Origin of the sequence: Protofrankia sp. Cas3, from assembly GCF_963555955.1 — a bacterium.
Classification (GTDB): domain Bacteria; phylum Actinomycetota; class Actinomycetes; order Frankiales; family Frankiaceae; genus Protofrankia.
Genome location: NZ_CAUVXP010000076.1, coordinates 1 through 26896 on the forward strand (window position 1 = coordinate 1; position 26896 = coordinate 26896).

Here is a 26896-nt window from a genome sequence, read left to right on the forward strand (position 1 = left end):
TCATCAGACTGGCGACTCGGGGTGGACGGTGCCCGGTCCGACGCCGGGCTGCCTCGACCTGCCGGACCATCCTGGCGATCAGTACGGCCACGCTCATCCCACCTGGACCCAGGTGGCGACGGACGGAACGCCCGCACCGTTGGTTACGAACAGCATGTACCAGTCTGACGGTAGAAGGTTGGAGTTGCGGGGTACGCTCAGTGTGACCCTGCTGTCGACCTGCCGAACGACGGGTAACGCCACCGACCGCTGCTCGGTGTCGGTCACGTGGGTGTAAGCACCCGGGCGGATCAGACGGGCCTTCGCCACCGGCTGCGATGACCCCACGGTGATGGTCGAGCCCCGGGGGATCTGCGTCGGTGCTGATGTGATCGTCGGACGCTCGCCTCTGTAGAGGTAGCCGGGCGAGTACACCTCGACCCGGGTCTCGAACGCGTTGTCGTCGCTCAATGGATTCGAGCCGAACACGGCCACCCGCCCGTCCGGAAGCAGAAGGTACTCGGAATGGTAATCACGGCCGACATGCGGGTCTGCCGCCGCGGTGAAGGCGTTCGTGTCCGGGTGGTAGATCTCGGCTGTCCGGGAGTCGTCAGCCCGATAGGCGGTGGAACCACCGGAGACGAGCACCGTGTCGTCGGGCAGAATCACCGCGCCGGGATACCGTTTCGCCTCAGCCATGTCGGGGCCACGCCGGTAGGTAGGATCAGGCGAATCAAGATCTACAATCGCGGTCCGGGCCGTCGCCGTCTGGGTGTCGCCGACCCCGCCACCGGCAATGAACATCACCTTCTGCTCCTGTGCCGGCGCAAGCATGATTGTCCCTGCCGTCTCGTTGAGCTCCGGCTCGGGCAGCCCGTCGACCGGTTGGAAGGCGTTGTTCACCAGGTTCCACAGGCCGGGCTGGCGCTCTGCGACGCCCGCCGGGCCGTAGCCGGCGTTGGCACCGGAGAAGAACAACCGGCCGTCGCCGGCGAGTAGCAGGGACGGATAGGTGGGAAAGACCTTCCGAAGATCCGGATGATCATTCCACGTCCTGACGGCAGGGTTGAACGACTCGGTGTTGCCCTGATCGATGTTGCCGTTGTCGTCGAGGCCGGAGACGGCGACGACCAGGCCGTTGGCAAGGGTTACCAGCGTCGGGTACCACCGGGCGTGGTTCAGATCGCCGGTCTTCTCATACCGCTCGGTCGCCGGATCGAAAATGTAGGAGTCCTTCAGCCCCTCGTACTCGTGCTTCTTTCCGTCCGGAGCGTCCGCCGCCAGGAGTTCATACTTCTTGGTCCCGCCGGCTATCAGCAGATTACCATCGGGGAGAAAGGCGTGCCCCGAACAGAAGACATCCCAGGGTGTGTGGACATCGGCAAATGTGTTCGCGATCGGATCCCACAGTACGGTCCTGAACTTTTTCGCGTCGAAATTTCCCTGGTCGTTACCGGAGCCGGCCATGAGCAGGACCTTCCCGGTGCGCAACATCGCCGCGTGAATCGACCGCGTGGCACTGTCCGCGACAACATCCCAGCGCCCGTAAGCGCGCATGTAGTCCGGCCGGTGGGACTGCCACTGTTCGTACCGGGTGGCAGTCCACGACACGGCAAACGGGCCGTTGCCCACAATGATGGCGAACAGGAATGCACCCAACCGCAGGATCCGCCACCGACGCAGCCGCTTGGCCTGAGCCGACGATGTCAGCACCGCAACCATCAGGTGAGCTCCTCAAGCAGACCGTCGCGGGACACGCGCCGGCGCCGCGGCCGGAGCTTCATCGTGACATCCTCCATATAACCTCCCGCCGCCGAATACCCCCCCGCCGCCGAATTAGCGGCGTACACCGAATCGTGGGGGGAAACCGGGCTGCGGGGAGACACCGAATTACGGGGAGACACCGAGTTACGGGCCGACAATGAATGGCCCCTGGGCACCGGCCGCACGCCTGGCGGATGCGGCCAGCTCCCCCGTTCGACCGATGCTGCCGGTCTGATCACCTTCTGCGTACTCTCCCCGTCGAGCCGACCGGGATTCCCCGGCGCAGACATGGGCTCGGGACGAGCCAGTCGCCGGGTGGTCTCCTCGCGGTAGGCCCCCGGCTTCACCGTGGACCATATGGCCGGCGACTGCACCGGCACCGGCACCGGCGACTGCACCGGCCCGGGGATTTGAGCAGGCGATGGGCCGGCGATTGTGGACACGCACCACATGACAACGGGTGTCAGGCAGATGAGCAGGGACAGCGCCGCCCAGACCATGTTGGCCGGATACACATGACCGAAGGTCGCCGCGATGGTGATGGAACCAGCGGAGACCACTGCCCAGAAGAGATGTTTCCGAAAAGTCACGAGCCGATCGGGGCTGGCGCTGTTCCCCTTGGGCGTAACCACGAACCCGAGCGGGCGCCGCAACAAAGCGCCTACAAAGGCGGTCGAATAAAAGGGGGTACACAGCATCGAGACAAAGATTCCGGAGATACCGGCGGTCCCCTTCTCCTCATGCGGACTGATATTGAAACGCCGCAGCCAGATGTAAAGGAGGAGTCTGGCCACCGCAACGTCGACGTAGAGGGCCAACCAGGACGAGATGTGTACGGTGACCCCGCTTGACCCCAGCGCCATGTAACTGACGGTGAGCAGCATCCCCATCAGCCAGGTGAGTGCGGCCGTCGGATAGTGCAGCATCAGAATCGAGTAGTGCACGCGGTGGCCCCACGACAGCTGCCGCAGGCGACGCACCGACTCGGTCACCATGACCTCGTTGGCGCCACGGGCCCACCGCAGCTGCTGGCTGAAGAAGTCGGTCCAGGTGGCGGGCCCTTCGCCGACGGCGACGACATCGGGGGTGTACACCGATTTCCACCGCCGGCCGGTTTCCGGGTGGCGCGCACCGTGCACGGCAAGGGATGTGGCCAGATCTTCGGTGATCGAATCCTGGAACCCGCCGATCTGCTCCCACGCGCGGACCCGGTAAGCGTGGTTGGTCCCGACGAACATTCCGCAGTTGAACCGGTTCGCGGCCCGCTGGATTACTGAATGGAACATGTAGTTCTGGGCCTCGGCGCCGCGGGTGAGGAAGGTGCGAAAGTTGCCGTAGACCTGTGGCCCCACCACAAAAGCCACCTCGGGATCCCGGAAGTAGCCGAGCATGCGCGCGGCGAAATTCGGCAGCGGAATGTGGTCGGGGTCGACCGACATGACAACGTCGTAGGACCCGCCATGGGCGGCCAGCCACGAGTTGTGGTTACCGTGCTTGGTCCTGGCGCGAAATCGCCCCTTCGGCGCGTTCCACTTCGCCACGCCGTTGCGGGAGAAATGGTGGACTCCGATTTCCGCGCACATCGCCCGGACCGCCGGATCATCCCCTTCGTCGAGCAACCAGATGTCAATCGGCGTGCCATATCGAATCTGTCGGGCCGCGATCAGTGTGTCACGTACGACATCGACTGGTTCCTTTGTCGGCACGATCGTCGTGGTGAAGGCGATCCGCAGGCCTGCCGGCGGCCGGACCGGTACCGGATTGCGCATGATACACGCGGACCAGCAGAGCGTGATCGAATTGAGCAGCCGGATACCCTCGGAAAGGACGATCATCAAGAACATGACGGCGTTGCCGAGCCGGACCGGGGTCGGCAGGTACGCGCCCTTGGGAAAGTGATCCGGCTGGACCAGCCACACGAAGAACAGCGACGATAATCCGACGGTGGCCAGCAGCAGCGGCACAACCATCCACAGTTCCCGCCCCACCATCACCCGGCGATAGGTGACCCGATATTTTCCGTCCGCAGCCGGCAGCGTGAGCGGACCCGCGAGATTCGAAGAGGACGTGTAGTCGTAGGCCAATTCTATTCCAATAGGTCATGCCGCCAACAGGTTCGAAGCGGCGCCACGGCACGCGTCACATGCCGTTCCGCGACGCACGAACCCACCGGGGACGGGGGGAACGCCACCAAGATCGGCCCGTTCTCGACAGGTGGGACCGGTTGTGATCCGACGATTCCCGGGTGGAGCGACCAACCAGCTGCCATCCGACCCCGCCGAGGATGAGCGCGCCACCGGCCGCGAGGCTGAGCCACAGGCCCGGACCCACGTGCGCTGCGGCCACAGGATGGTCCGTCTGGAAGGTACCGATCCGTAACCGGAGGAGTTCCGCAGCCACGGAATCCCCCGCATTGATCGTGACAGCGGCGAGGACCGCGATCGCGAGACCGGCTGGCGCCAGCACAAGGGTCAGCGGACGCGCCCACCGCGAATCCCGCGGCACCACGCTGGATACGGCGCAGACAACACCCAGGACCAGCACGACCATGCCGTTGGCCGACAACTCCACCCCGGACCGGCTGACGGGGAGGAGCACCGCCCCGCGATCGGACAGCGTCGCGCGCGTCCACGGCAGCAGTGCCCCCGCCCCCGCGGTGACCCCCGCGAGGCCACATCCCGAAATGATCAAATCGACGGCACGGGACCTGGATGCGGACTCAGTGCCCACGCATGGGCCGTCCGACTCGCGAATCGACAATCCGTCCCCTTCGACACCGTCATGACTACACCCACCCAATGGGTACCTGATCTCGCACAACCACGCCCGAACTTCGCATGATCGTGTATGCAACCGGTGACAGGATGTCCAGACGTGTCCGTTGCTGGGTGAGAACCGTATCCCGACGTCAGAGCACCAGGTGGCCGTCGCCGACGCCCACCCAGGTCGTCGATGTGAGCTCGGTGAGGCCCATCGGCCCGCGAGCGTGCAGCTTCTGCGTGGAGATGCCGATCTCGGCACCGAAACCGAACCGTTCACCGTCGGTGAAGCGGGTTGAAGCGTTGACCATGACCGCGGCGCTGTCACAGGTCGCGATGAACCGGCGGGACGCATCCAGCGACCGGGTGACGATCGCCTCGGTGTGCCCGCTGCCCCACTGCCGGATGTGGGCCACGGCGTCGTCCAGGGAGTCCACCACCCGGACGGCCATGTCCAGCGACAGATACTCGGTGGCCCAGTCCTGCTCCGTCGCGGGCAGCACCGCGGGGTCGTGGGAGCGGACCGCGTCGTCGCCGTGGACCGTCACCCCGGCCTGGCGCAGCGCCACGAGCACCCGGGGCAGGAAGACCTCGGCGACGCCGGCGTGCACCAGCAGCGTCTCAGCCGCGTTACACACCGACACCCGCTGGGTCTTCGCGTTGAGAACGATCGCCAACGCCATGTCGAGATCTGCGTCGACGTCGACGTATACATGGCAGTTGCCAACCCCGGTCTCGATCACCGGAACGGTGGACTCCGCCACCACGGCACGGATCAGACCGGCCCCACCCCGCGGGATCAACACGTCCACCAGACCACGCAGGCGCATGAGGTGTTTGACGGACTCGTGGTCGGCACCGGGCACGAGCGCAACCGCGTCGGCGGGCAGCCCGACCCCGGCCGCGGCATCCCGCAGCACCCCGACCAGCGCCGCATTGGTGCGTGCGGCCGACGCGCTGCCGCGTAGCAACACGGCGTTGCCGCTCTTGAGACACAGCCCGGCCGCGTCCACCGTCACGTTCGGACGCGCCTCGTAGATGATCCCGATCACACCGAGAGGCACCCTGACCTGGCGCAGCTCCATCCCGTTGGGCAGCAACCGACCACGAACCACCGTGCCGACCGGGTCGTCGAGGGCCGCGACCTTACGCAGACCGTCGGCAATGGCGACAAGGCGGTCCGCGCTGAGGGTCAGCCGGTCAACCATGGCCTCGCCGGTGCCTGCGCCGCGGGCGGTGGCGACATCCCCGGCGTTGGCATGGAGAATCTGTTCGCTGCCGGCAATCAGGGCGTCCGCCATCGCGTACAACGCGCGGTCCTTGTCCGCGCGGGACAACGGCGCGAGGACGGCCGCGGCCGCACGGGCCCGGACCGCGGTCTCGCGGACATCCTCCGCAAGGGTGTTCATGACCAGTTCCTCCCGACCCGGCGGCCGGCACGCGGCACGCGGCTACGAGGTTACCGGCCCTGCGCAGTGCAGCGCGTTCGGCGCGGCGCTGCGGACCCCGGGCTCCAAGGCGGGACGGCAACCATCCACCCGGGACCCGCGTGTGGAACTGTCGGAGGCTCGCCCTACCGTGCATGGCATGCTCGTGCTGCACACATCCGACTGGCATCTTGGCCGGGCCCTGCACCGATTCGACCTGTCAGCGGCCCAGGCCGCGTTCGTCGACCACCTCGTCGAGGTCGTCCGGGCCGAGCAGGTCGATCTCGTCCTCGTCAGCGGGGACGTGCACGACCGGGCCATCCCGCCGGTCGCGGCCATGCGGCTGTTCGACGAGGCGCTCTCGCGGATACGCGACGCAGGCGCGCAGATTGTGGTGATCAGCGGTAATCATGACGCCCCCGCGCGCCTTGGTGACAAGGCGGGGCTGCTCGATCCCCGGGTCCGCATCCGCACGGAGGTGGCCGGCATCGCCGACCCCGTAACCGTCGAGGACTCCCACGGCCCGGTCCACGTCTATGCCCTTCCCTACCTTGAACCGGCTGCGGTCGCCACGACCCTGACGGATGCGGTACCGGCCAGCGCGGTACCTGCCAGCGCGGTACCGGCCAGGACGACGCCGACCCACGCCGCAACCATGCGACGGGCGATGCGTGCCGTGCACGCCGCACGGGCCCGCTACGGGGGGCGCAGCATCGTCTGCGCCCACGCATGGGTGAACGGCGGCGAAAGCAGCGAGAGTGAGCGCGATATCACTGTCGGCGGGATGGCGGCCGTCCCAGCGGAACTGTTCAGCGGGATCACCTACACCGCCCTCGGCCATCTCCACCGGCCGCAGACACTGCGTGACGGCCTGCGCTACAGCGGCTCGCCGCTGGCCTACTCGTTCTCGGAGGCACCCGACACCAAGTCGTCCCTGCTCGTCGAGCTGGACGCGACCGGCCTGGCCGGGGTCGAGGAGATCCCGGTACCGGTGCACCGCAGGCTCACCCGGCTGCGGGGCCAGCTGGCGGAGCTCATGACCTCGGCCCTCCACGAAGCACACACGGGTGACTTCGTCTCGGTCGTGCTCACCGACCCGGTCCGCCCGATGGACGCGATGACGACGCTGCAGCGCCGGTTTCCCTTCGCGCTCACCCTGAGCCATGAGCCGGCCGTCGGCCCAGTCGCCGACGGGCTCGATTACCGGCAACGGATCGCAGGGCGCACCGACCTGGCCATCGCCGAGGCGTTCGTCACACACGTACGGGCCGAACCGAGCGAACGCGAACGGTCGTTGCTGCGGGCCGCGCTGGACGACGCCCGACTGTCCGAGGATGCCGCCTGATGCGTCCCCACCAGCTGGAACTCACCGCCTTCGGAGCGTTCCCCGATGGTGTCGAACTGGACTTCGACCGGCTGCGGGCAGGCGGTCTGGTGCTGTTGTGCGGCGAGACCGGCGGGGGGAAGACCACCCTGCTCGACGCGCTTGGGTTCGCCCTGTACGGCACCGTCCCGGGCCTGCGCTCCCGCGCGCGGGACCTGCGGTCGCACCATGCCGATACCAGGACCGAACCGTGGGTCCGGCTGGAGTTCAGCCTGTCCGGTCGGCGCTACCGGATCGCCCGCACCGCCTCCTGGGAACGACCCAAACGCGGCGGAGGCGGCAGCGTGCGGGTGAACCCGACCGCGCTGCTCGAACGGTGGGCCGAGCCCGGCTGGGAGGTTGTGGCCCAGCGCAACGATGACGTGGGTCTGGAGATCAGCCGGCTGCTGGGCATGACCGCCGAACAGTTCTTCCAGGTGATCATGTTGCCGCAGGGCCACTTCGCCGATTTCCTACAGGCCGACCACGATGCCCGGGAACGGTTGCTCAAGCGATTGTTCGGAGTCGACCGGTTCGAGCACGCCGAGCAGTGGCTCGTCGACCATGCCAAGATCGCGGATGAGAGGGTGACCAGCGCGCGCGGGGAGCTTTCCCGGGTGGTGGCACGCGCAGCGCAAGCCGCGGAGACGGCGGAACCTGCCGACCCCGAGTCCGACCCGCAATGGGTCGCCCGCCTCGCCGCCGACGCAGCCGCCGCCGCGACGGCCGCAGGCGATCGGGCCGCCGTTGCGGCGCAAACCCGTCGGCGCGCCGAGGACGCCCTTGAACAGACTCGTCATCTCGCCGAGCACCAGTCCGAACGGCGCGACCTGGTCGCGCGGCTTGAAACACTTGAAGCGGAGCTCACCGTGGTGACGACGACGGCCGCGGAACTCGACGCGGCGCAGCGCGCCAATCCGGTGCGCCGTGCCGTTGACCACGTGGAGGAACGCGTGGACAACCTCGAGCAGGCGCGTCGTGTCCAGGAGGCTGGCCGCAACCGGCTACGACTGCTCGGTGCCCGCCACGACGCCTCTGTCGACGAGCTGGCGCGGCTGGCCCGCCTCGCCCACACCGACGTGGGACGTCTGGAGCAGCTCTCCCACGTCCTGGCCGGGGCGGAAGCCGACGAGGCCGGCGCACAGGCTGCCGACGCCGACGCCGGGACTCATACGGCAGCGGTCGCCAGGCTCACCGAATACCTGCGGACCGACCTGCCCCAGCAGCGCCAGGTCCTTGACGCCAGGCTGGACCGGGCCCGTGCCGGCGCGGCGGCGCTGCCCGGGGTGCGGGAACAGGCCCGGGTGGCCACAGAACTGGCCATCACCGTGCGGCAACGCCATGACGCCACGGCCCGTGCCCACGAGGCGGAGCGAGCCGCCCGCGACGCCCACACCCGGGCCGGCGACATCCGCCGGCAACGGTTCGACGCGATCACCGCGGAGCTGGCCGCCGCGCTGGTCGACGACTCCCCCTGCCCGGTCTGCGGGTCGTTCGTGCATCCCGACCCGGCCGAAGTTCGAGCGGACCATGTCAACAAGGACGACGAGCTGGCCGCCGAAGCCGAGGCCGGCCGGCTGGCAGCGGCGGCAACCGGCGCGCGCCGCGACGCAGACCGGCTCGATGAACGAATCCGCACGCTGCGCAGTGAACTGACCAACCGCGGGGAGCCCGCCCGGGCGACGGCGGACATGATCCCGGCACACACGGGCGGCGAATCGTCCCGGGCGGTCGAGTCGTTCGCGACGGTCACCGTGGTCGGAGTCATCGACTCGGCGTCGCACGGCGAAGGTGGCGACATCGGTGGCGCCAGCACCCCCCGCGCCACCGATGTCGCTGGTGGCCATGAGGGTCACCGCAGCGCCGCTGACGCCGGCTCGTGGCACCCGACGCTACCGGCTGCTTGCGAGGTTCCCGCCGAACGTCGCGCCGAGGAGTTCGAGCGGACCGCGGCAGAGCTCGCCGCGCATGCCGAGGCACTCGCCGCCGCCGCGGACGACGTCCCACTCGCCGAGCGGGCGCTGGCCCTGCTCCGCGAGGAGGAGACCCGGGCAACCGCCGAGTTGGCTGGCCACTCATCGGCCCGGCACCTCGCCGCTACCCACGCTGAGGAATTCCGGACGCGAGCCGCCCGGGCGCGTTCGGGCATCCCACCAGAGCTTCGGGACGCCGACCAGCTGGCAGCCCGTCAGCGTGAGGTCGCACAGTTCGCGGACGCGTACGCCGAATGCCACGCGGCTGCCGCCGCGACGGCGTTGGCGCAGGAGGAACACCGTCGGGCGGTGGCCATGGCGGACGGCGACGCCCGCGCCGCGGGCTTCCCGGACGCGGCGACCGCCCGAGCCGCCTGCCGGGACGAACGCTGGCTCGCCGAGACCCGGACGCAGTTGGACGCCCACCGGGACGACCTGGTTGCGGTGCGGTCCCGGTTGGCCAGCCCCCAGCTGGCCGTTGACCTGCACGCGCCGGCTCCGGTGGCCGATCATGTGGCCGCCGCGCTGGGCGCCCGGGACGTCCATGAGGAGGCCCTTGCCGACGCTGCGCGTGCCGGCGACCGGGCCAGATGCCTGTTCGATCTCGTTGCGGTCTTCGCCGCGGCGTTCGCGGCCGTGGCACCGTTGCGCGATGCCGCCGAGCACGTGCGCGGCCTCGCCGATGTGGCCGTGGGGCGAGGTGAGAACCGCCAGGGCATGCCCCTGTCGAGCTTTGTGCTCGCAGCCCGTCTCGAGGAGGTCGCAACCGCGGCGAGCGGGCGGCTGTCGGCGATGAGCGGCGGCCGGTTCACCCTGGTCCACGACGCCGGTGAACGCCGCGACCGACGCCGCCGGGCCGGGCTCGGGCTGCTCGTCGAGGACGCCTGGACGGGCCGCCGGCGGGACACCGCGACCCTGTCCGGTGGGGAGACCTTTCAGGCCGCGCTGTCCCTGGCGCTGGGACTCGCCGACGTGGTCACCGCCGAGTCCGGCGGTCAGGCCATGGATGCGCTGTTCATCGACGAGGGCTTCGGCAGCCTCGACCCCGACAGCCTGGAGGAGGTCATGAACGTCCTGGACGACCTGCGCTCCGGCGGCCGGCTCGTCGGCGTCGTCAGCCATGTCGCCGACCTGCGGCAGCGCATCCCCACCCAGATCACCGTCGTCAAGGGCACCCGCGGCAGCCAGGTGCGGACCACCCTGCGCTGACACCGGCCGATCCCGGTTGTCACTGCGCGCGCGATGATTTTTCGAGGTTTGTACGATCAAAAACACCGTTTCAGGCGAACAAACCTCGAAAAATCAACTAGGCCGCTGATGGTGACGCTGGAGGATGACGAGGTCGTCGCGGTGGACGATCTCACGCTCATAGGATGAGCCGAACTCGGCGGCAAGGTCGGACGTCGAACGACCCAGCATGCCCGGCAGCTCCGCCGCATCGTAGGCGACCAGGCCCCGGGCGACCGGCAGGCCCGCCGGGCTGACCAGGTCCACCGGGTCGCCGGCGGAGAAATCGCCGTCGACCTTCGTGACGCCGGCGGGCAACAGCGACACCCGGCGGTCGACCACTGCGGCCACCGCGCCGTCGTCAAGAAAGAGCCGGCCCTGCGGGGTTGTCGCGTGCTCCAGCCACAGCAGGCGGGACGCCCGGCGCGGTCCGGTCGGGTGGAAGACCGTGCCCACCTCGGCGCCGGCAAGGGCGTCGGCTGCGTTCTCCGCCGACGTGATGATGGTCGCGACCCCGCCCGAGGCGGCCATCCGAGCTGCTTCGATCTTCGTTGCCATACCCCCGACCCCGACTCCGGCGCTGCCGGTGCCCCGGGTGCCGACCCCGTCGAGATCCGCATCGGTCCGAACCTCGCGGACCATGGTGGCCGGGCCGCGCCGCGGATTGGCGTCATAGACACCGTCCACGTCGGACAGCAGGACCAGGAGATCCGCGGAGACGAGATGCGCGACGATCGCCGCGAGACGGTCGTTGTCGCCGAGGCGGATCTCCTGCGTGGCAACGGCGTCGTTCTCGTTGACGATGGGCACGACACCGAGTTCCAGCAGCCGGTCCAGGGTGGTCCGGGCGTTGCGGTAGTGGGTGCGGCGGATCACATCGGTAGCGGTGAGCAGCACCTGGCCGACCCGGTGCCCGGCCGTCCCGAACTCGGTGGCATATCGGTGCACCAGAATGCTCTGACCGACGCTCGCCGCCGCCTGCAGGGTCGCGAGATCCCGGGGACGCCGGGCCAGCCCCAGTGGCGCGAGGCCTGCGGCGATTGCACCCGAGGACACCAGTACCAACCGGCCGGCGCGTGCCACCAGCGCCCGCACCAGGGCATCGAGACGATCACCGTCAATACCGCCGCTCGCGGTCGTCAACGACGACGATCCCACCTTCACCACGACCCGGTCAGCCCGGGTCACAAAGTCACGAATGGTCACGAGTCGACCCTGTCACGAGTCGACGTCGTCATCCCACCCGCCTCCGGCGTCGCGATCAGCCGCCCGGCGGGCGAACCGCTGGGCCCTGGTCAGTCGGGTGGTGGCGGTGAGCCTGTCGTCACTGCCACGCGGGCCGAGGGTGGCGCCGGCCGCAACGGGCTCGCCGCCTCGCGAACCACCGGCAACAGACCCACCGGAAACGGAGTCGGCGACAACGGATCCAGCGGCAACAGAATCGGCGGCGACGGATCCAGCGGCAACAGAATCAGCAATCAGGGCATCGCGACGGGCGGCGCGCCCACCACGTCCGCTCAGGTGCGGTTCCCAGTCAAAAGTGACGTCACCGATGGTAACCGCGACTCCGGGCTCTGCCCCCATCCGGGCAAGCTCGGCCTCCAGCCCGAGACGGGCCAGCCGGTCGGCGAGGAAACCGATCGCCTCATCGTTACCGAAGTCGGTCTGACGCACCCATCGCAGCGGCTTGGCACCGGTCACGACGAATCCGTCCTCGTGCGCGCGGACGGTGAAGTCGGCCTCATCGACCGCACGGGGACGCAGAACGACCCGCGGGGAGGAGTGCGTCGGCATGGCTGCCCGGTGTGCGGCAACCTGTTCGGCCAGGGCGAGTGAGAGCGCGCGGACGCCCTCACGGGTGGCGCTGCTCACCGCGAACACACCCAGCCCGCGAGCGGCGATCTCGGCCGTGACCAGTTCCGCCAGGTCACGGCCGTCCGGAACATCGATCTTGTTCAGGACGACCACCCGCGGCCGGTTCGAGAGGTCCGCGGAGTACGCAGCCAGCTCCGCCTCGATGACGTCGAGATCGCTGACGGGATCACGGCCGGGTTCGAGCGTGGCGCAGTCCAGCACATGCACGATGAGCGAGCAACGTTCGATATGGCGCAGGAACTCAAGGCCCAGGCCGCGCCCGGAGCTGGCCCCGGGGATCAGACCTGGGACGTCGGCCACCGTGTACGGGGGAAGGTCACCGGCCAGCGCCACGCCGAGGTTCGGCACGAGGGTGGTGAAAGGGTAGTCTGCGATCTTGGGCTTGGCCGCGCTGAGCACCGAGACCAGCGAGGACTTACCCGCGCTGGGAAAACCCACCAGCGCCACATCCGCGACGGTCTTGAGTTCCAGGACGGCGTCAAGCTGCTCCCCCGGCTCACCGAGCTCCGCGAACCCCGGGGCCTTGCGCCGGGCGGAGGCCAGCCCCGCGTTGCCGCGACCACCGCGGCCGCCACCGGCGAGGACCAGGTCACTCCCAACGCCGACCAGGTCCGCGATCTGCTCGCCGTCCGGCCGCAGGACGACAGTGCCGTCCGGCACCGACAGCACGAGATCCACACCGTCGGCGCCGTGCCGGTTGGAGCCCTGACCCGGACGACCGCTCGAGGCCCGCTGATGGGGATGGAAGTGGAAGTCGAGCAGGGTCGTCACGCTCGGGTCGACCCGGAGGATGACGTCCCCGCCACGACCGCCGTTGCCGCCGTCCGGGCCGCCGAGCGGTTTGAACTTCTCGCGATGAACCGAGGCGCAGCCATTCCCGCCATCCCCTGCGATGACGTGAAGGATGACCCTGTCGATGAAGGTGGGCACAGCTGCCTTTCTCCATCGTCGTTACGTCACTCGCCGCACGTTACTCGCAGCGCGCCCGCCGTGGAACCTGCGGACGCACGAACGACCTCATCTCACGCCGGCTTCGGCCCAGTTGATCGGATTGCCGCCGACGTCAGGCGGCCACCAGCTCCTCCACGGAGATGATGTTGATGACCCGGCGACCCCGACGGGTACCAAACTGGACATGCCCGGCGACCAGCGCGAACAGCGTGTCGTCACTGCCCCGGCCCACCTGCGAGCCGGGGTGGAAGTGCGTGCCCCGCTGGCGAACAATGATCTCGCCCGCCTTGACATACTGACCACCGAAACGCTTGACACCGAGCCGCTGAGCGTTGGAGTCACGACCGTTGCGCGAGGAACTCGCGCCCTTCTTGTGTGCCATGTCGTTCAGGCCTTCCCGGTCTCGATACCGGTCACCCGCAGGCGGGTGAACTTCTGACGGTGGCCCTGCCGCTTGTGATAGCCGGTCTTGCTCTTGAACTTGTGAATCCTGATCTTAGGACCCTTGACGATCTCGACGACCTCCGCGGTCACCTCGACGGACGCGAGCACGTCCCTGTCGTGGGTCACCACGTCGCCGTCGACGAGCAGAAGCGCCGGCAGGTTGACGGCCGCGCCCGGCTCGCCCTTGACGAGCTCGACATCGACGACATCGCCGACGGCGACCTTGTGCTGCTTGCCGCCGCTGGCCACGACCGCGTACACCGGATTCTCCTTGCTGAAGTCGGACGGGCATCTCCCACACGGCGAAAACACAGCCGTGTCCGGCCCTGATTGCATTAGCTTAACAGGCGCGCACGCCGACCTGACACCGCCGGCCCCGGCATCGGTCAGGGTCTGGGGACGCATCCCGCCATGGCACCGATGGACCATGGCGTGTCGTCGACTATCGCGCGACCATCGGATCGTCGCGGACCCGCCGATGCCCGTTCGGATGAACATCCGGTCGGACGGAGCGGACCGGTGGCACTGTGGCGGTAGGAACGTGGACGAACGGGTACGAGCGCCCGGACTGACGGGGCCGGTGCCCGAGCGGGGCTGGCAGGTGCAACGTGTGGCCGACGGCGGCGCGAAGCAAGATTCTCGCATCGCCCTTCGCCTGGACGGGGGTTGGGTCGCGGTGGGTTGGCAGGTCGTGATCTGGGCGGCTGGTGCCGCCACGGTCACCGCTGTCCTGACCGTGGGCTGGCCGTTGATGACCTCGGCTCGGACGGTCGACCCACGGCGACGGTCAGCCACGATCGCCGCATCCACTGTCATCGTCACAACCGTGATCGGGGTCGCCGTAAACAGCCTGGTGGGCCTGCCTGCCGGAGTGCGCGCGGCGTGGGCGCTGAGCACAGCCTGCGCGGCATGCTGGCTTGCGGTACGTGCTCGCGGGCTTTCAACCGACGCCTTCGCCACCGGTGGGCGGACACCAGCCCCCGATACCGACAGCGATGCGCTCTCAGCTCAGGATGACGTCGTCCAGGCCCTGGTCGTAGCCTCGTACGCCCTGCAGATGGGCGACAACAGCCGCGCCAGCGCTGCGGTTGACGGCGCACTGCGGCGGTCCCGCGCACGGCTGGACGCGCTCCTGCACGAGGGCGACCCACGCCGCGACCTCGTCCGCAGGGAGCCGGCGCACTACCGTGCCGTCGGCGACGCGTCACCCGTCCGGCACTGAGCTGGCCCCGCCGGCACTGAGCTGGCCCCGCCGAGCTGCCCGGTCCAGCGCCTCGCCCTGGACCGGGCACCTACCATCGCAGCTCACCAACAAAAAGATCTAGATGGCCTTCGGCGATGCGATCGTGGTTCCTCTCGCACCGCCGAAGGCCGAAGAGCGCCCGGGTCGCTACAGGGTGTGGGCCGCCTCGCCGGCCTCCTGCGGTGCGGCTGCCGCACGCGACGCACGCCGGCGGCCGGCGGCACGGGCACCGGCCGATCGGGGACCGTTGGACGACGGCAGCCCCGAACCGCTTGTCGCCCCATCTGACGTGACACCGTCGGACGTGACACCGTCGAGCGCGGGCGCCTGCCCAGGTCCGGCATAAGTCGGATTCGGATCCGCGCTCACGGCCTGCGGAGCCCCGACGCCGGCGGCCACCGCCTCGCCGTTCGGGTCGGCGTCGGCCGCCGCATCCCCCGGTGCCGGCAGATCCGCTGCCGGCGCATCGTCCGGTGCCAGCGCATCCCCCGGTGCCAGCGCATCCCCCGGTGCCAGCGCATCCCCCGGTGCCGGCAGATCCGGCGGACCGGAGGCCCGCCCGGGCGGCGCAGCCTGGCCGTCCAGATGCACGATGACACCACGCCCACCGCAGTGGGCACAGGGCTCGCTGTACGCCTCGAGCAGCCCCTGGCCCACCCGCTTGCGGGTCATCTGCACCAGCCCGAGACTGGTGACCTCGGCGACCTGATGACGGGTACGGTCCCGACCGAGGCATTCGGTCAGGCGCCGCAACACAAGCTCGCGGTTGCTTTCCAGGACCATGTCGATGAAGTCGATGACGATGATGCCACCGATGTCACGGAGCCGGAGCTGACGGACGATCTCTTCGGCGGCCTCCAGGTTGTTCTTGGTAACGGTCTCCTCGAGATTTCCGCCCTTACCGGTGAACTTGCCGGTATTGACGTCGATGACGGTCATGGCCTCGGTCCGGTCGATCACGAGTGATCCCCCCGACGGCAGCCAGACCTTGCGGTCAAGGGCCTTGGCAAGCTGCTCGTCGACGCGGTACTCGTCGAACACGTCAACCGTGTCGGCATGCCGGCGGACTCGCTCGCGCAGGTCCGGCGCCACCATGTCGACATAGTCCTCGATCATCGTGGCCTCCTCGGCCCCCTGGACCACCAGCTCGGCGAAATCCTCGTTGAAGATGTCCCGGATGACCCTGATCACCAGGTCGGGTTCGCCGTAGAGCAATGCGGGGGCGGTGGCCTTCCCCGCCTTGCGGCGGATGTCCTCCCACTGGGCCGACAGCCGAGCGACGTCCAGCGCGAGTTCCTGCTCGCTGGCGCCCTCCGCCGCGGTCCTAACGATCACACCGCCGTTCTCAGGAGTGATCTTCTTGAGGATCGTCTTCAGACGGGCGCGCTCGGTATCGGGAAGCTTCCGGCTGATCCCCGCGTTCTGCCCATCCGGCACGTAGACCAGATATCGACCGGGCAGACTCACCTGGCTGGTCAGGCGAGCACCCTTGTGCCCCATCGGGTCCTTGGAAACCTGAACGACGATCGACTGGCCCGACTTCAGCACCTGTTCGATCTTACGGGGCCGCCCGTCGAGCCCGGAGGCGTCGTAGTTGACCTCCCCGGCGTAGAGGACGGCATTGCGGCCCTTGCCGACGTCGACGAACGCTGCCTCCATGCTCGCAAGCACGTTCTGGACCCGGCCGAGATAGACGTTCCCGGCATACGACCAGGAACTCGCCCGGGTCACGAAATGCTCGACAAGCACCCCGTCCTCAAGCACCGCGATCTGCGTACGGTCACCGGCGTTGCGCACGACCATGCGTCGCTCGACGGCCTCGCGACGGGCCAGGAACTCGGCTTCGGTGACGATCGGCGGACGGCGGCGGCCGTTATCCCTGCCCTCCTTGCGACGTTGGCGCTTCGCCTCCAGCCTGGTCGAACCGCTGACCCCACGCACCTCGTCGTCCCGAACGCGGTTTTCGCGAACATGTACAACCGTGGCCGGGGGGTCGTCCGGGGCGATGTCGTCCGGGATCGCGGCGCCATCCCGGCGACGCCGCCTACGGCGCCGGCGCGAGCTTCCCACCGGCTGGTCCTCGTCGTACCCGCCCGCCGCTGCGCCGGGCGCAAGCCCGGCGCCTTCGGCATCGGAGTCGTCGAGATCATCGTCGTCGCGGGAGTCGCGGGAGTCGCGGGAGTCGCGGGAGTCTCCGGCCTCGATACGGCCTGACCGCCCGGACCCGTCACCGTCGTCGAACTCATCCGAACGCGTGCCCGGCCGATCGACGGTGACCGCGAACTCATCGTCGGCGCCCTCGAGCTCCTCGTCGACCCGGGCACGGCCCCTACCTCGGCGGCCTCTGCGGCGGCGTCGCGTCGAACTGTCGCCGTCACCGTCACCGTCGTCAGCCGCGGCCGGGTCGGGGAGCTCCTCCTCGTCCACGTCGGCGTAGGCCGTGGGGCGGTCGGGCTCGGGCTCGGGCTCGTGCGCCAGGTCGAGAGCGCGCCCGGATTTTGATCGCGGGTTTCCCCCGTTCGTCGCGGTCTGGCCAGGTCCAGCACCGGCCGGCCTGCCGACGCTGTTCGCGGCGTCCGTGTCGGGCACGTCGGCCAGGTCGACGTCGAACGGCGAGGTAGCACGCCGGCGACGACGGGGCACCAGGTCAAGAGCCGCGGTGTCGGGCGCCTGGAAGGTCACCATGGTGACCGCCCGCCCACGGCGCGGACGCACCTGCGAGCCCGCCGGCGGAGGTCCATCCCCGATCACGGGCATGGCACCGGCCACGGGCGGGATACCGGTAAGATCAGATAGCGGCAGCTCCGGTGGCGACGGATCGGCGTCAACCGCCGACCTCATGGTCGACTCTGACGGCTCGCCGCCACCAGGGGAAAGCGTGCCGGGAAGGGGTTCGCTCGCCAGCGAAGCCTCAAGCGAGGCCTCGGTCAGGACGTCCGGCGGAGGTCCTGCGGACCGTCCGGCGGCGCGCCGCCGTCGCGGGGCGGAACGAGTGGTCGGTGTCTCATCGGAGTCTGTCGGGATGTCATCGGGCACGGGTTATGAAGCCTCTCGGGGTCCCCGGGCGCGCTGCTTGCGCAGTCGCGGCCGCTCAGGAACCGCTGTCTCGGTCCGACGGGGTACCGCCGGCGAATCCTGCGACGCCCTGCATCACGCATCGAGTCGACCGACCAGCCGGCCTGCATCGTCGCGGTCCGGCATGAGCGGATCCGCCACGGTGCCGTCCTCCAGCAACCGACCTTGACCGAGCCGAATCGGCTCGGGTGGCACTGGCGGCCGAAAAACAGCGACCACGCAAAGGGCGGTCAGCACGTCGTCGGGTCGCACGGCGGGCGTCGTGTGCCGCACAACCACGTCCAGTATCGCACAGGTGTCGTTCTCCGCACGACAAACCATCGAGACCACTGCCTGACGAACGTCGAACCGCCGATGTCCGTCCTTGGTCACCCGCTCCACCTCGACCCGGTCACGGGCGAGGAGCGCGGCCACGGCGGCGGTCAGGTCGCCGAGTCCGACCCCTGGCATCCGCAACCGCCACCGCGACGCGTCCACCAGCTCCGCAAGAGGTGTGGCGGTGACGGGCGCACATGCCAGGACGTCCAGGCCGGGTGGTAACGCGGCGTCCAGAGCCAGTCGCAACGCCTGGGGATCACAGTGTTCGGCCAGTGCGAGCTCCACGTACTCGGCCTCGCTGGCGGCGCCCGTCGGTGCGGCACCAAGCCAGGAGATACGCGGATGCGGGCTGAAGCCGGCCGAGTAGGCCATCGGGATGCCTGCGCGTCGCAGTGCCCGCTCAAAGGTCCTCGCGATGTCGCGGTGAGACAGAAATCGCAGCCGGCCGCGTTTGGCGAAGCGCACCCGCACCCGCGCAACCACGGGCGGTGGTGGCGGACCCTCAGGACGCCGGGGCACGGGCGGGTCCGGTCGGCGTCAGTGGGAGCAGGGTCCGGCCGGTCGGGCCGATCTGGTTTTCGGTCCCCATGGTCGGGCAGACCCCGCAGTCGTAGCAGGGGGTCCAGCGGCAGTCGTCCAGCTCGGTCTCGCGCAGTGCCTCCTGCCAGTCCGACCACAGCCAGTCACGATCGAGGCCGGCATCGAGGTGATCCCAGGGCAGCACTTCGCGTTCGTCGCGCTCGCGGGTGGTGTACCAGTCCAGGGACACGCCGAGTGGTTCCAGCACACGTGCGCAGGCCAGCGCCCACCGCTCGAAGGAGAAGTGCTCGCTCCAACCGTCGAACCGGCCACCGTCACGCCACACCTGTTCGATCACCGCGCCGACTCTGCGGTCACCACGGGCGAGAAGGCCCTCGATGATGCCGGGACGCCCGTCATGGTAACGGAAGCCAATCGCCCGCCCGACCTCCCGATCACCGCGGATGGCGTTGCGCAGCAGCTGCAGCCGATGGTCGGTGACCTCGTGCGAGGCCTGCGCGACCCACTGGAACGGGGTGTGCGGCTTGGGGACGAAACCGCCGATCGAGACCGTGCAGCGGATGTCACGGTGCCCGCTGGCGAGGCGCCCCGCCCTGATCACCTTGCGGGCGAGATCCGCGATCGCGAGCACGTCGTCGTCGGTCTCGGTCGGCAGCCCGCACATGAAGTAGAGCTTGACCTGCCGCCAGCCCTGGGCGTAGGCCGTACTGACCGTGCGGACCAGATCATCCTCGCTGACCATCTTGTTGATGACCTTGCGCAGACGTTCGGAGCCGCCCTCGGGCGCGAAGGTCAGTCCGCTGCGCCGGCCGTTGCGGGAGAACTCGTTGGCAAGTGTGACGTTGAACGCGTCCACCCGGGTCGAGGGCAGGCTGAGCGAGGTATGAGTGCCCTCGTAGCGGTCGGCCAGCCCCTTGGCGATCTCGCCTATCTCGCTGTGGTCCGCGCTGGACAACGACAACAGACCGACCTCGGCGAACCCCGACGCATCCAGGCCCCGGGCCACCATGTCGCCGATCGTACTGATGGTCCGTTCCCGGACCGGACGGGTGATCATGCCGGCCTGACAGAACCGGCAGCCGCGGGTGCACCCACGGAAGATCTCCACGCTCATCCGTTCGTGCACGGTCTCCGCGAGCGGTACCAGCGGTGCCTTCGGGTAGGGCCAGGCGTCCAGGTCGCTGACGGTGTGCTTGGCCGGGCGCGCCGGCACCCCGGGACGGTTCGCGGTGACCGCTCGGATGCGACCGTCGGGCCGGTAGTCCACATCGTAGAAGGACGGCACATAGGCAAGGCCACGGCGGGCCAGCCGCATGAGCAACTCGTCGCGTCCGCCGGGGGAACCCGCGGTCCTGAAGGCACGAACCACGTCCGTGATCGCCAGGACCGCCTGCTCGCCGTCGCCGAGCACGACCGCGTCGACGAAGAGCGCGACCGGTTCGGGATTGAACGCGGCATGTCCACCGGCAATCACGATGGGATGTTCGTCACCCCGGTCCGCGCCGTGCAGGGGGATGCCCGCAAGGTCGAGTGCGGTCAGCAGATTGGTGTACCCCAGCTCGGTGGAGAAGCTGACGCCGAGCAGGTCGAAGTCGGCCACCGAACGGTGGCCGTCCACGGTGAACTGGGGGACGCCGTGCTCACGCAGCAGCTCTTCCAGGTCTGACCAGACCGAGTAGGTGCGCTCGGCCAGGACGTCCGGCTGCTCGTTGAGGATCTCGTAAAGGATCTGGATGCCCTGGTTGGGCAGGCCGATCTCGTAGGCGTCCGGGTACATCAGGCACCAGCGGACGACCGCGTCCGCCCAAGGCTTGACCTGGGAGTTTCCTTCGCCGCCGAGATAGCGCACGGGCTTGCGGACCCGCGGAAGCAACGGTTCCAGACGGGGGAACAGCGACTGTCCGGACATGCCCGCGAGCCTACGGCACATTCGCCGCCCCCCGCGGCGGCGTCACAGAGCGTAAGGATCGGAACGGGCCCGCAACCGGACATTCTGCAGCAATCCGACCGCCAACAGGTTCGCGAACATCGACGATCCGCCATAGGAGAGAAACGGTAGCGGCAACCCCGTTACCGGCATGATCCCCAGCGTCATCCCGATATTGACGAACATCTGGAAGGCGAACCAACACACCACACCCGTTGCGATCATCGCTCCAAAGGAGTCACCCGAGCCGAAGGCCGTCGCCAGTGCCCGCCACAGCACCAGCCCCAGTAGCAGCAGGACGCCGCCGGCGCCGAGAAAGCCCAGTTCCTCCCCGGCCACCGTGAACACGAAGTCGGTCTGCTGCTCGGGCACGAACTGACCCTGGGTCTGCGTGCCGTGGAACAACCCACGGCCGGTGACGCCGCCGTTGGCGATCGCCGTCATGGCCTGGTCGACGTTGTATCCGGTGGACGAGGCGTTCTGGTTACTTTGGACGAATTGGGTCAGGCGGGCCTCCTGATAGGGCTTGAGCAGGTGGAACTGCAGGATCGCCCCGCCGAACAGAATGCCGAAAAGGATGAGACCGATCACCCATCGGCTCGGTGCGCCGCTGACCGCGAGCATGCCGAGGATAACGAACACGAAGACCATGAACGTACCGAAGTCCGGCTGCATCATGATCAACAGCATCGGCACGCCAGCCAGCCCCAGGACTCCCACCACGTCCCAGTGGCCGGGATTGAGGCGGATCCCGGTGTCGCGGTCGTCGTGTTTCTCCCCGAGAATCATCGCCACTCCGACGATGAGGGCGACCTTGGCGAACTCCGAGGGCTGCAGTTGAAATCCGGCCGGCAGCACGATCCAGGAATGCGCACCGTTGATCGTGCTCCCTATCAGCAGGACCGCGACCAGACCAACGAGTGATCCCAGGTAGACAAATGGTGCATATGCTCGCAGAACTCGATAGTCCACCACGGTCGCGATACCCGCGAGAACGAGCCCGATGGCCAGGTTGAGCAGATGACGCTTGAGGAACAGCTGCGGGTCTGCGCCGCTGTCGGCCTCGCGGTGCCGGGTGGCGGACCAGACCAGCAGCCCGCCGAGAATCGACAGCGCGATCACGGCGATCTGCAACGGCCAGTCCAGCCGGCGCAGGGGCGAATGCCGCCCGGACGCCCGGTCGCGCAGTTGCCCGATCCGACCACGCGGCGGGACCGGGGACGATCGCAAGGCCGTCGGACTCGTCATGAGCGCTCCATCTTTGATCAATTACAGCAGCGGGGACCGACCGGTCACGGCGGTCCCCGCCCGACGCCTGCGGGAGCGCGACCGGCGTCCACAGCGGCGGGTTCGCCCCGCGCTGTGGCCGGCGGTGGACCACGCTCGGCGAGCGCGGGAACGCCCACCCCACCGGTCTGCGCGAGCCCCGCAGCCGCGGCGCCACCGGTAGCCGAACCACCACCCGAGGGCGTGGTGGACGGGACAGCGGACTGATCGGGCGGGGCGCCGGCCGGCGTGAACGTCCCGTCCTGCTCCACCTTCGGCAGGTCCGCCGGGGGCACGCCGCCGGACAGGGCCGCGTCGCGCCCGACGCCATAGATGCTCTGGTAGATGGCCTTCACAGCCGGCGCCGCATACTCAGCACCGGTGCCGGCATCCGGGATGGTCACGACCACGACGAACTGCGGGTCGTTCGCGGGCGCGAACGACGCGAACCAGGACGTGTCCTTGGATCCTTCGACTTCGGCGGTACCGGTCTTACCCGCGATCGGGATGGTGTCATTGGGCCAGTCCGCGAACACACCGGCGGCCGTTCCACCGGCCTCGCTGGTCACGCCGTGCAGGGCAGCCCGGATATAGGCGAGTGTCTCGGGCGCGACCGGAAGCCGCCCGACAACCTTGGGCGTGATGGGCATCACGTCCGTGCCGTCCGGCGAGATCACCGCCTTGGCGAGCGTCGGCTGGTACACCGTCCCGCCGTTGGCGATGGCGGAATAGGCAACCGCGAGCTGCAACGGGCTGACCGAGAGGTACTGGCCCTGACCGATCGCGAACTGGGTCGCCGCACCTCCGTTGTACAGGTAACCGTCAATGCATGCCTCGGCCGCGTACTGGCGGAACCGCTCGGCCTTGGTCGGATCGGCGACCTCCGGGTAGCCGTTCTGTGCCCGGCGACAGTAGGAATCCTTCAGCTGCGTCCAGATCGCCTTCGCACCGTCACGCCCGACGACCGACCCGGCGGCCTCTCCCGGCAGATCAACGCCTGTCCTACTGCCGAAACCCATGGCCCGGGCCATCTTCACGAAGTACTCGTTGGCCGCAGGATAGGGGCCACGGCCGTTGCGAAGTCCGCCGTCGGCGAGCCAGGCGTCATAGGCGAACTTGTCGAAGATGACGTCGCAGGAGATCACCAGCGCCTGGTGCAGGGTGATCGGCCCGGCCGATGATCCCTCGAAGTTGTGAAACGTCTGGGAGCCGATCTGCAGCGACGGCCCGCAGTCGTAGTTGCCGCTCGTCGACGCGCCGAGGTTGGTCAACACGGTGGTGGTGGACACGCCCTTGAAGGTCGAACCGGGCGCACTCGAACCCTGGTAGGCCCGCGACAGCAACGGAATGCCGTTGGCTGGATCTGACAGCGCCTGGTAGTCGGATTCGGAGATGCCGCCCACAAAAACCGACGGGTCGTATGAGGGCAGGCTGGCCATCGCGATGACACGCCCGGTTTTCGCGTCCAGGACGACCCCGGACGCGGTACGCGCGCGCCCGCCGAGGGAGTCCACGGTTTTCTTCAGAGTCTGCTCGACTGCCTGCTGGACACCGGCATCGATCGAGAGGACCAGGGTGTCGCCACTGCGCGGCGCGCTGGACGAGGCCGTGCCCGCGACCCTTCCGAACCTGTCGACCTCAAGGCGCTGCACCCCGTCAGCGCCGCGCAGGGCGCTGTCGTAGGTGTATTCCAGTCCGGCGACACCGATCAGACTGTTGTTGTGGAAACCGTGCCGGCCACCGTCGGAGTCGAGCTGCTCCTGCGTGACCGGGCTGAGATATCCCAGTTCGTGCGCGGCCACCGCCCCGTAGGGGTACTCGCGCACAGCCTGCAGCTCAGCAGATACACCAAGAAACCGGTCGGGATGTTCGATGACGGCCAGCGCCTGGCTCGGGGTGACGTCCTTGGCGACCGGCACCGGCTGGTAGGGCGAACCGTTCCAGCACGGTGGCTTCACGGTGGCAGAGCAGTACTGGATGCGCTTGGTGACATCGGCGACGGACATACCGATCACGTTCGACAAGCGCTCCAGCACTGCCCGCCCGGAGTCCTTCTGCCGGTCGGTCACCGACCGATTCACCGAGATGACCAACGACGTGCGGTTGCGGACGAGGGCACGCCCCCGGTCGTCCACGATCAGGCCGCGGGGTGCGGGTGTAACCACGTCGCGCACCCGGTTGGTCTCCGCGACCTGACGGTAGTGCTCCCCGTTGAGAACCTGCAGAGCCCACAAGCGAGCACCAAGAGTCACGAGCAACGACACGACCAGAACCCGCAGCACAACCAGCCTGATCCCGACGCGGTCGTCCAGCGACCCGTCACCGGACCGCTGCCGTCTCATGGTCGCCGCCGTCTCATGATCGCCGCCGTCTCATGGTCCAACCTGTCTCATCGTGGCTGCCTCATGGTCCCACCCATCCCATCGTGGCCGTCCCATCGTGGCCGCCGGGTCACGGTTGGTCGCGGTGCAGACGCCGCATTCCAGCCATCACCAGCGGGAACAGGAACGGGGTCAGGACCAGCGAGTAGAGCGCGGCACCGACCGAGCGCAGGAGCACCTGCGTTCCGGCCAGGCTGGCATTGCCGAGAATGCCGGCCACCGCCGCATGGCCGGCCGTGCCCAGCGCTGAGGCGGCCGCCGCCGCGGCCATGGGGACGTGGGCCGTCCGCCCGATCTCGCCGTGGGCCAGTCCCACGCCGTAGCCGACCAGGCAGAAGAGCATCGCGGTCTGGCCGAGAACGTGCGTCGAAAGCAGGTCCGCGATCAGTCCGACCGCGAACCCGACGACCGCGCCGAACAGCGGTCCCCGCGCAAGCGCCACAAAGGTCAACACGATCAGGACAACGTCGGGGCTCCCCAACGGGAGGTCGAGTGCGGCTATGACCGACAGTTGCACAACGATCAGAACGACCATCGCGATCACGGTGACCACGACGGCCGTACCCCGGATTTCGTCGTCGCGTGTTCCCATGTCCCACACGACGAACCTCAGCCGACCGCAGCGGTCGCCGCGGGGGCGAGAGCCGGTGTCACCGGAACCTTGGCGGGTGGCGCGGGTGGCGCGGTGGGCGCGGTGGGCGCAGCGGGCGATGCGGGCGATGCGGGCGTGGGCACAGGCCGCGGGGGTAGTACCCGGTCGCCCGCGTCGGCCGGGAGTTTTCCCACGACTATCCCGACCAGGTCGAGTGACCCAATGGCGGCGAAGGGGGTCACCTCGGCCGACCGTGAAAGCCCTTCGCTCATGTCGAGGACTTTCGTGACCACGCCGATTGGTACCCCACCGACATAATCCGCACTGCCGAAGGAGACCACCCGGTCGCCGACCTTCACCTGGCGCGTCGCGTCGTAGAGGGTGAATGCCAAGGCGTCCGGGCTACCTGTGCCAGCGACTGCGCCGAGCAACCGGGCACCCTCCAAGCGGGCGCCGATGTGACTCGCGGGATCGCAGGCGAGGCGGATCACCGCGGTGTGGGCGGTCGAGGACAGCACGGCCCCGACGAGTCCGTCGCTGTCGAGCACCAGTCTGTCCGGAATGACTCCGTCCGCACTGCCGGCGTTGACGGTGACCGACCATTCGGTCCCGGTGATGTCGCCAATCGCGATCACTCTTGCCGCTATGATCGAGTACTGCCCCCTGTCCGCGAGCAACCGCAGGTTGGCCAGCCCGGCGGCCTGCCGCCGTACCTCGGCGTCATCGGCAAGCTGGCGCTTGAGGTCGGCGTTCTCCGCGGCTAGTGCGTCGGCGCGCCGTTGGTAACGATTGGGGTGCGCCAGGGAGGACACCGTCCGCCCGATCGGGCGGGTAACGGCGGTCAGAGCGCCCTCGACCGTTGCGAATCCGCCTCGCAGCACGCCCCGCAATCCTGACGAGCTGTCGCTCGAGCGGTAGTCGACTGTGATCAGAATGAACGCCACGACCAGCAGCCCGATGACGACCACCCGGGAGCGCCGGTTCTCACGTCCCACCGCCGGCCTCCATACCTGGCAATTCCATCCACGGCCCTGCCGTCCGTGCCAACGCCGTCGACGACGATGCCACTTCGGGCATCGCGGTGCCCGGCGACGCCAAACTGGAACCGCATCAGTACATCGGACGAGCGAACCGCCGGTCAGTGTTCCTGCCGATCGACATCCCACTCGGTACGATCTGAACAGATCGGATGACCTCAGGTCGGGTCAACGGCGAGGCTCGGATATGAGCACCTGCTGCAGCGCCTCGAACTCCTCGACGCACTTGCCGGAACCCATGGCGACCGAGTGCAGTGGATTGTCCGCGATATGGATCGGCATCCCGGTCTCGTGGCGCAGACGCTCGTCCAGACCACGCAGCAGCGCTCCCCCACCAGTCAGGACGATGCCGCGGTCCATGATGTCGCCGGACAACTCCGGCGGGCACTTGTCGAGGGTGACCTTGACGGCATCGATCACCGCGTTCACCGGTTCCTCGATGGCCTTACGAATCTCCTCGGCAGTGACGACGATGGTCTTGGGTAGGCCGGAGACCAGGTCCCGGCCGCGGATTTCTGCGCTGGGCTCGTCCGACATCTTGTGGGCGGACCCGATCGCCATCTTGATCTCTTCCGCCGTCCGCTCGCCGAGCATGAGCGAGTACTCCTTCTTGACATAGGAGATGATCGCTGTGTCAAGCTCGTCCCCCGCGGTTCGGATGGACTGGCTCGTCACGATCCCGCCAAGGGAGATGACCGCCACCTCCGTTGTCCCACCACCGATGTCGACGACCATGTTCCCGGTGGGTTCGTGGA

At 68.5% G+C, this 26896-nt stretch carries 19 protein-coding genes; 3 read left to right on the forward strand and 16 right to left on the reverse strand.

From position 1 onward, the window contains the following. Positions 1 to 93: 93 nt before the first annotated feature. From U9983_RS15280 to U9983_RS15295, 4 genes are all read right to left on the reverse strand, one after another. Positions 94 to 1701, reverse strand: a complete 1608-nt coding sequence (locus U9983_RS15280) for a kelch motif-containing protein (protein WP_322754669.1) — start codon at positions 1699 to 1701, stop codon at positions 94 to 96. After that, entirely contained in the window at positions 1701 to 3827 is a 2127-nt protein-coding gene (locus tag U9983_RS15285) for a cellulose synthase catalytic subunit (protein WP_322754670.1), read from the reverse strand. The genes U9983_RS15280 and U9983_RS15285 overlap by 1 nt, the downstream gene beginning before the upstream one ends. Positions 3828 to 3882: 55 nt before the next feature. Continuing rightward, on the reverse strand, positions 3883 to 4473 hold the full coding sequence (locus tag U9983_RS15290; RefSeq protein ID WP_322754671.1) for a hypothetical protein: 591 nt from the start codon (positions 4471 to 4473) through the stop codon (positions 3883 to 3885). Between the two features lie 178 nt (positions 4474 to 4651). After that, positions 4652 to 5911, reverse strand: a complete 1260-nt coding sequence (locus tag U9983_RS15295; protein WP_322754672.1) for a glutamate-5-semialdehyde dehydrogenase — start codon at positions 5909 to 5911, stop codon at positions 4652 to 4654. 178 nt (positions 5912 to 6089) lie between these two features. Here U9983_RS15295 and U9983_RS15300 point away from each other — a divergent pair, with 178 nt between their 5' ends. Together U9983_RS15300 and U9983_RS15305 are read left to right on the forward strand one after the other, a co-directional pair. Then, on the forward strand, positions 6090 to 7274 hold the full coding sequence (locus tag U9983_RS15300) for a metallophosphoesterase family protein (RefSeq protein WP_416211405.1): 1185 nt from the start codon (positions 6090 to 6092) through the stop codon (positions 7272 to 7274). Beyond that, on the forward strand, positions 7274 to 10474 hold the full coding sequence (locus U9983_RS15305) for an AAA family ATPase (protein WP_322754674.1): 3201 nt from the start codon (positions 7274 to 7276) through the stop codon (positions 10472 to 10474). The genes U9983_RS15300 and U9983_RS15305 overlap by 1 nt, the downstream gene beginning before the upstream one ends. 93 nt (positions 10475 to 10567) lie before the next feature. Here U9983_RS15305 and proB read toward each other — a convergent pair whose 3' ends face one another. The 4 genes from proB to rplU form a co-directional block, all read right to left on the reverse strand. Next, positions 10568 to 11692 carry a glutamate 5-kinase gene (proB, locus tag U9983_RS15310; RefSeq protein ID WP_322754684.1) on the reverse strand — a complete coding sequence of 375 codons (1125 nt, stop codon included), beginning with the start codon at positions 11690 to 11692 and terminating at the stop codon, positions 10568 to 10570. Positions 11693 to 11710: 18 nt separating this feature from the next. After that, on the reverse strand, positions 11711 to 13297 hold the full coding sequence (gene obgE / locus U9983_RS15315; protein WP_322754675.1) for a GTPase ObgE: 1587 nt from the start codon (positions 13295 to 13297) through the stop codon (positions 11711 to 11713). A gap of 133 nt (positions 13298 to 13430) precedes the next feature. Beyond that, positions 13431 to 13700, reverse strand: coding sequence for a 50S ribosomal protein L27 (rpmA, locus tag U9983_RS15320; RefSeq protein WP_239332063.1), 270 nt, complete (start codon positions 13698 to 13700; stop codon positions 13431 to 13433). A 5-nt stretch (positions 13701 to 13705) separates the two neighbouring features. Further along, the gene (rplU, locus tag U9983_RS15325) at positions 13706 to 14023 is read right to left on the reverse strand and encodes a 50S ribosomal protein L21 (protein WP_322747280.1); all 318 of its coding nucleotides are present in this window, start codon (positions 14021 to 14023) and stop codon (positions 13706 to 13708) included. Between the two features lie 217 nt (positions 14024 to 14240). Here rplU and U9983_RS15330 point away from each other — a divergent pair, with 217 nt between their 5' ends. Further along, on the forward strand, positions 14241 to 14984 hold the full coding sequence (locus U9983_RS15330; protein ID WP_322754676.1) for a hypothetical protein: 744 nt from the start codon (positions 14241 to 14243) through the stop codon (positions 14982 to 14984). A gap of 168 nt (positions 14985 to 15152) precedes the next feature. Here the strand turns inward: U9983_RS15330 and U9983_RS15335 are convergent, their stop codons facing one another. The 8 genes from U9983_RS15335 to U9983_RS15370 all read right to left on the reverse strand — a co-directional run. Next, complete coding sequence (locus U9983_RS15335; RefSeq protein WP_416211406.1) at positions 15153 to 17762, reverse strand: Rne/Rng family ribonuclease; 2610 nt, start codon at positions 17760 to 17762, stop codon at positions 15153 to 15155. A 393-nt stretch (positions 17763 to 18155) separates the two neighbouring features. Then, the gene (locus U9983_RS15340) at positions 18156 to 18917 is read right to left on the reverse strand and encodes a TIGR03936 family radical SAM-associated protein (protein WP_322754678.1); all 762 of its coding nucleotides are present in this window, start codon (positions 18915 to 18917) and stop codon (positions 18156 to 18158) included. Continuing rightward, entirely contained in the window at positions 18901 to 20847 is a 1947-nt protein-coding gene (locus U9983_RS15345; RefSeq protein WP_322754679.1) for a TIGR03960 family B12-binding radical SAM protein, read from the reverse strand. Before U9983_RS15345 ends, U9983_RS15340 begins: the two co-directional genes overlap by 17 nt. Positions 20848 to 20889: 42 nt before the next feature. Continuing rightward, positions 20890 to 22113, reverse strand: a complete 1224-nt coding sequence (gene rodA, locus U9983_RS15350) for a rod shape-determining protein RodA (protein ID WP_322754680.1) — start codon at positions 22111 to 22113, stop codon at positions 20890 to 20892. A gap of 44 nt (positions 22114 to 22157) precedes the next feature. Then, positions 22158 to 24443, reverse strand: coding sequence for a penicillin-binding protein 2 (gene mrdA / locus U9983_RS15355; protein WP_322754685.1), 2286 nt, complete (start codon positions 24441 to 24443; stop codon positions 22158 to 22160). Between the two features lie 139 nt (positions 24444 to 24582). Further along, the gene (mreD, locus tag U9983_RS15360) at positions 24583 to 25104 is read right to left on the reverse strand and encodes a rod shape-determining protein MreD (protein WP_322754681.1); all 522 of its coding nucleotides are present in this window, start codon (positions 25102 to 25104) and stop codon (positions 24583 to 24585) included. A gap of 17 nt (positions 25105 to 25121) precedes the next feature. Next, complete coding sequence (gene mreC, locus U9983_RS15365) at positions 25122 to 26099, reverse strand: rod shape-determining protein MreC (protein ID WP_322754682.1); 978 nt, start codon at positions 26097 to 26099, stop codon at positions 25122 to 25124. Positions 26100 to 26309: 210 nt separating this feature from the next. Beyond that, on the reverse strand, positions 26310 to 26896 hold a 587-nt coding region (locus U9983_RS15370), incomplete at its 5' end, for a rod shape-determining protein (protein ID WP_322754683.1).

Bases quoted from the DNA above. Each gene is read 5' to 3' on its own strand.
- rodA (WP_322754680.1), bottom strand. From the start codon at position 22,113: ATGACGAGTCCGACGGCCTTGCGATCGTCCCCGGTCCCGCCGCGTGGT.
- rpmA (WP_239332063.1), bottom strand. From the start codon at position 13,700: ATGGCACACAAGAAGGGCGCGAGTTCCTCGCGCAACGGTCGTGACTCC.
- mreD (WP_322754681.1), bottom strand. From the start codon at position 25,104: ATGGGAACACGCGACGACGAAATCCGGGGTACGGCCGTCGTGGTCACC.
- U9983_RS15305 (WP_322754674.1), top strand. From the start codon at position 7,274: ATGCGTCCCCACCAGCTGGAACTCACCGCCTTCGGAGCGTTCCCCGAT.
- U9983_RS15300 (WP_416211405.1), top strand. From the start codon at position 6,090: ATGCTCGTGCTGCACACATCCGACTGGCATCTTGGCCGGGCCCTGCAC.
- U9983_RS15280 (WP_322754669.1), bottom strand. From the start codon at position 1,701: ATGGTTGCGGTGCTGACATCGTCGGCTCAGGCCAAGCGGCTGCGTCGG.
- U9983_RS15335 (WP_416211406.1), bottom strand. From the start codon at position 17,762: ATGCCCGTGATCGGGGATGGACCTCCGCCGGCGGGCTCGCAGGTGCGT.
- U9983_RS15330 (WP_322754676.1), top strand. From the start codon at position 14,241: ATGCCCGTTCGGATGAACATCCGGTCGGACGGAGCGGACCGGTGGCAC.
- U9983_RS15295 (WP_322754672.1), bottom strand. From the start codon at position 5,911: ATGAACACCCTTGCGGAGGATGTCCGCGAGACCGCGGTCCGGGCCCGT.
- U9983_RS15345 (WP_322754679.1), bottom strand. From the start codon at position 20,847: ATGTCCGGACAGTCGCTGTTCCCCCGTCTGGAACCGTTGCTTCCGCGG.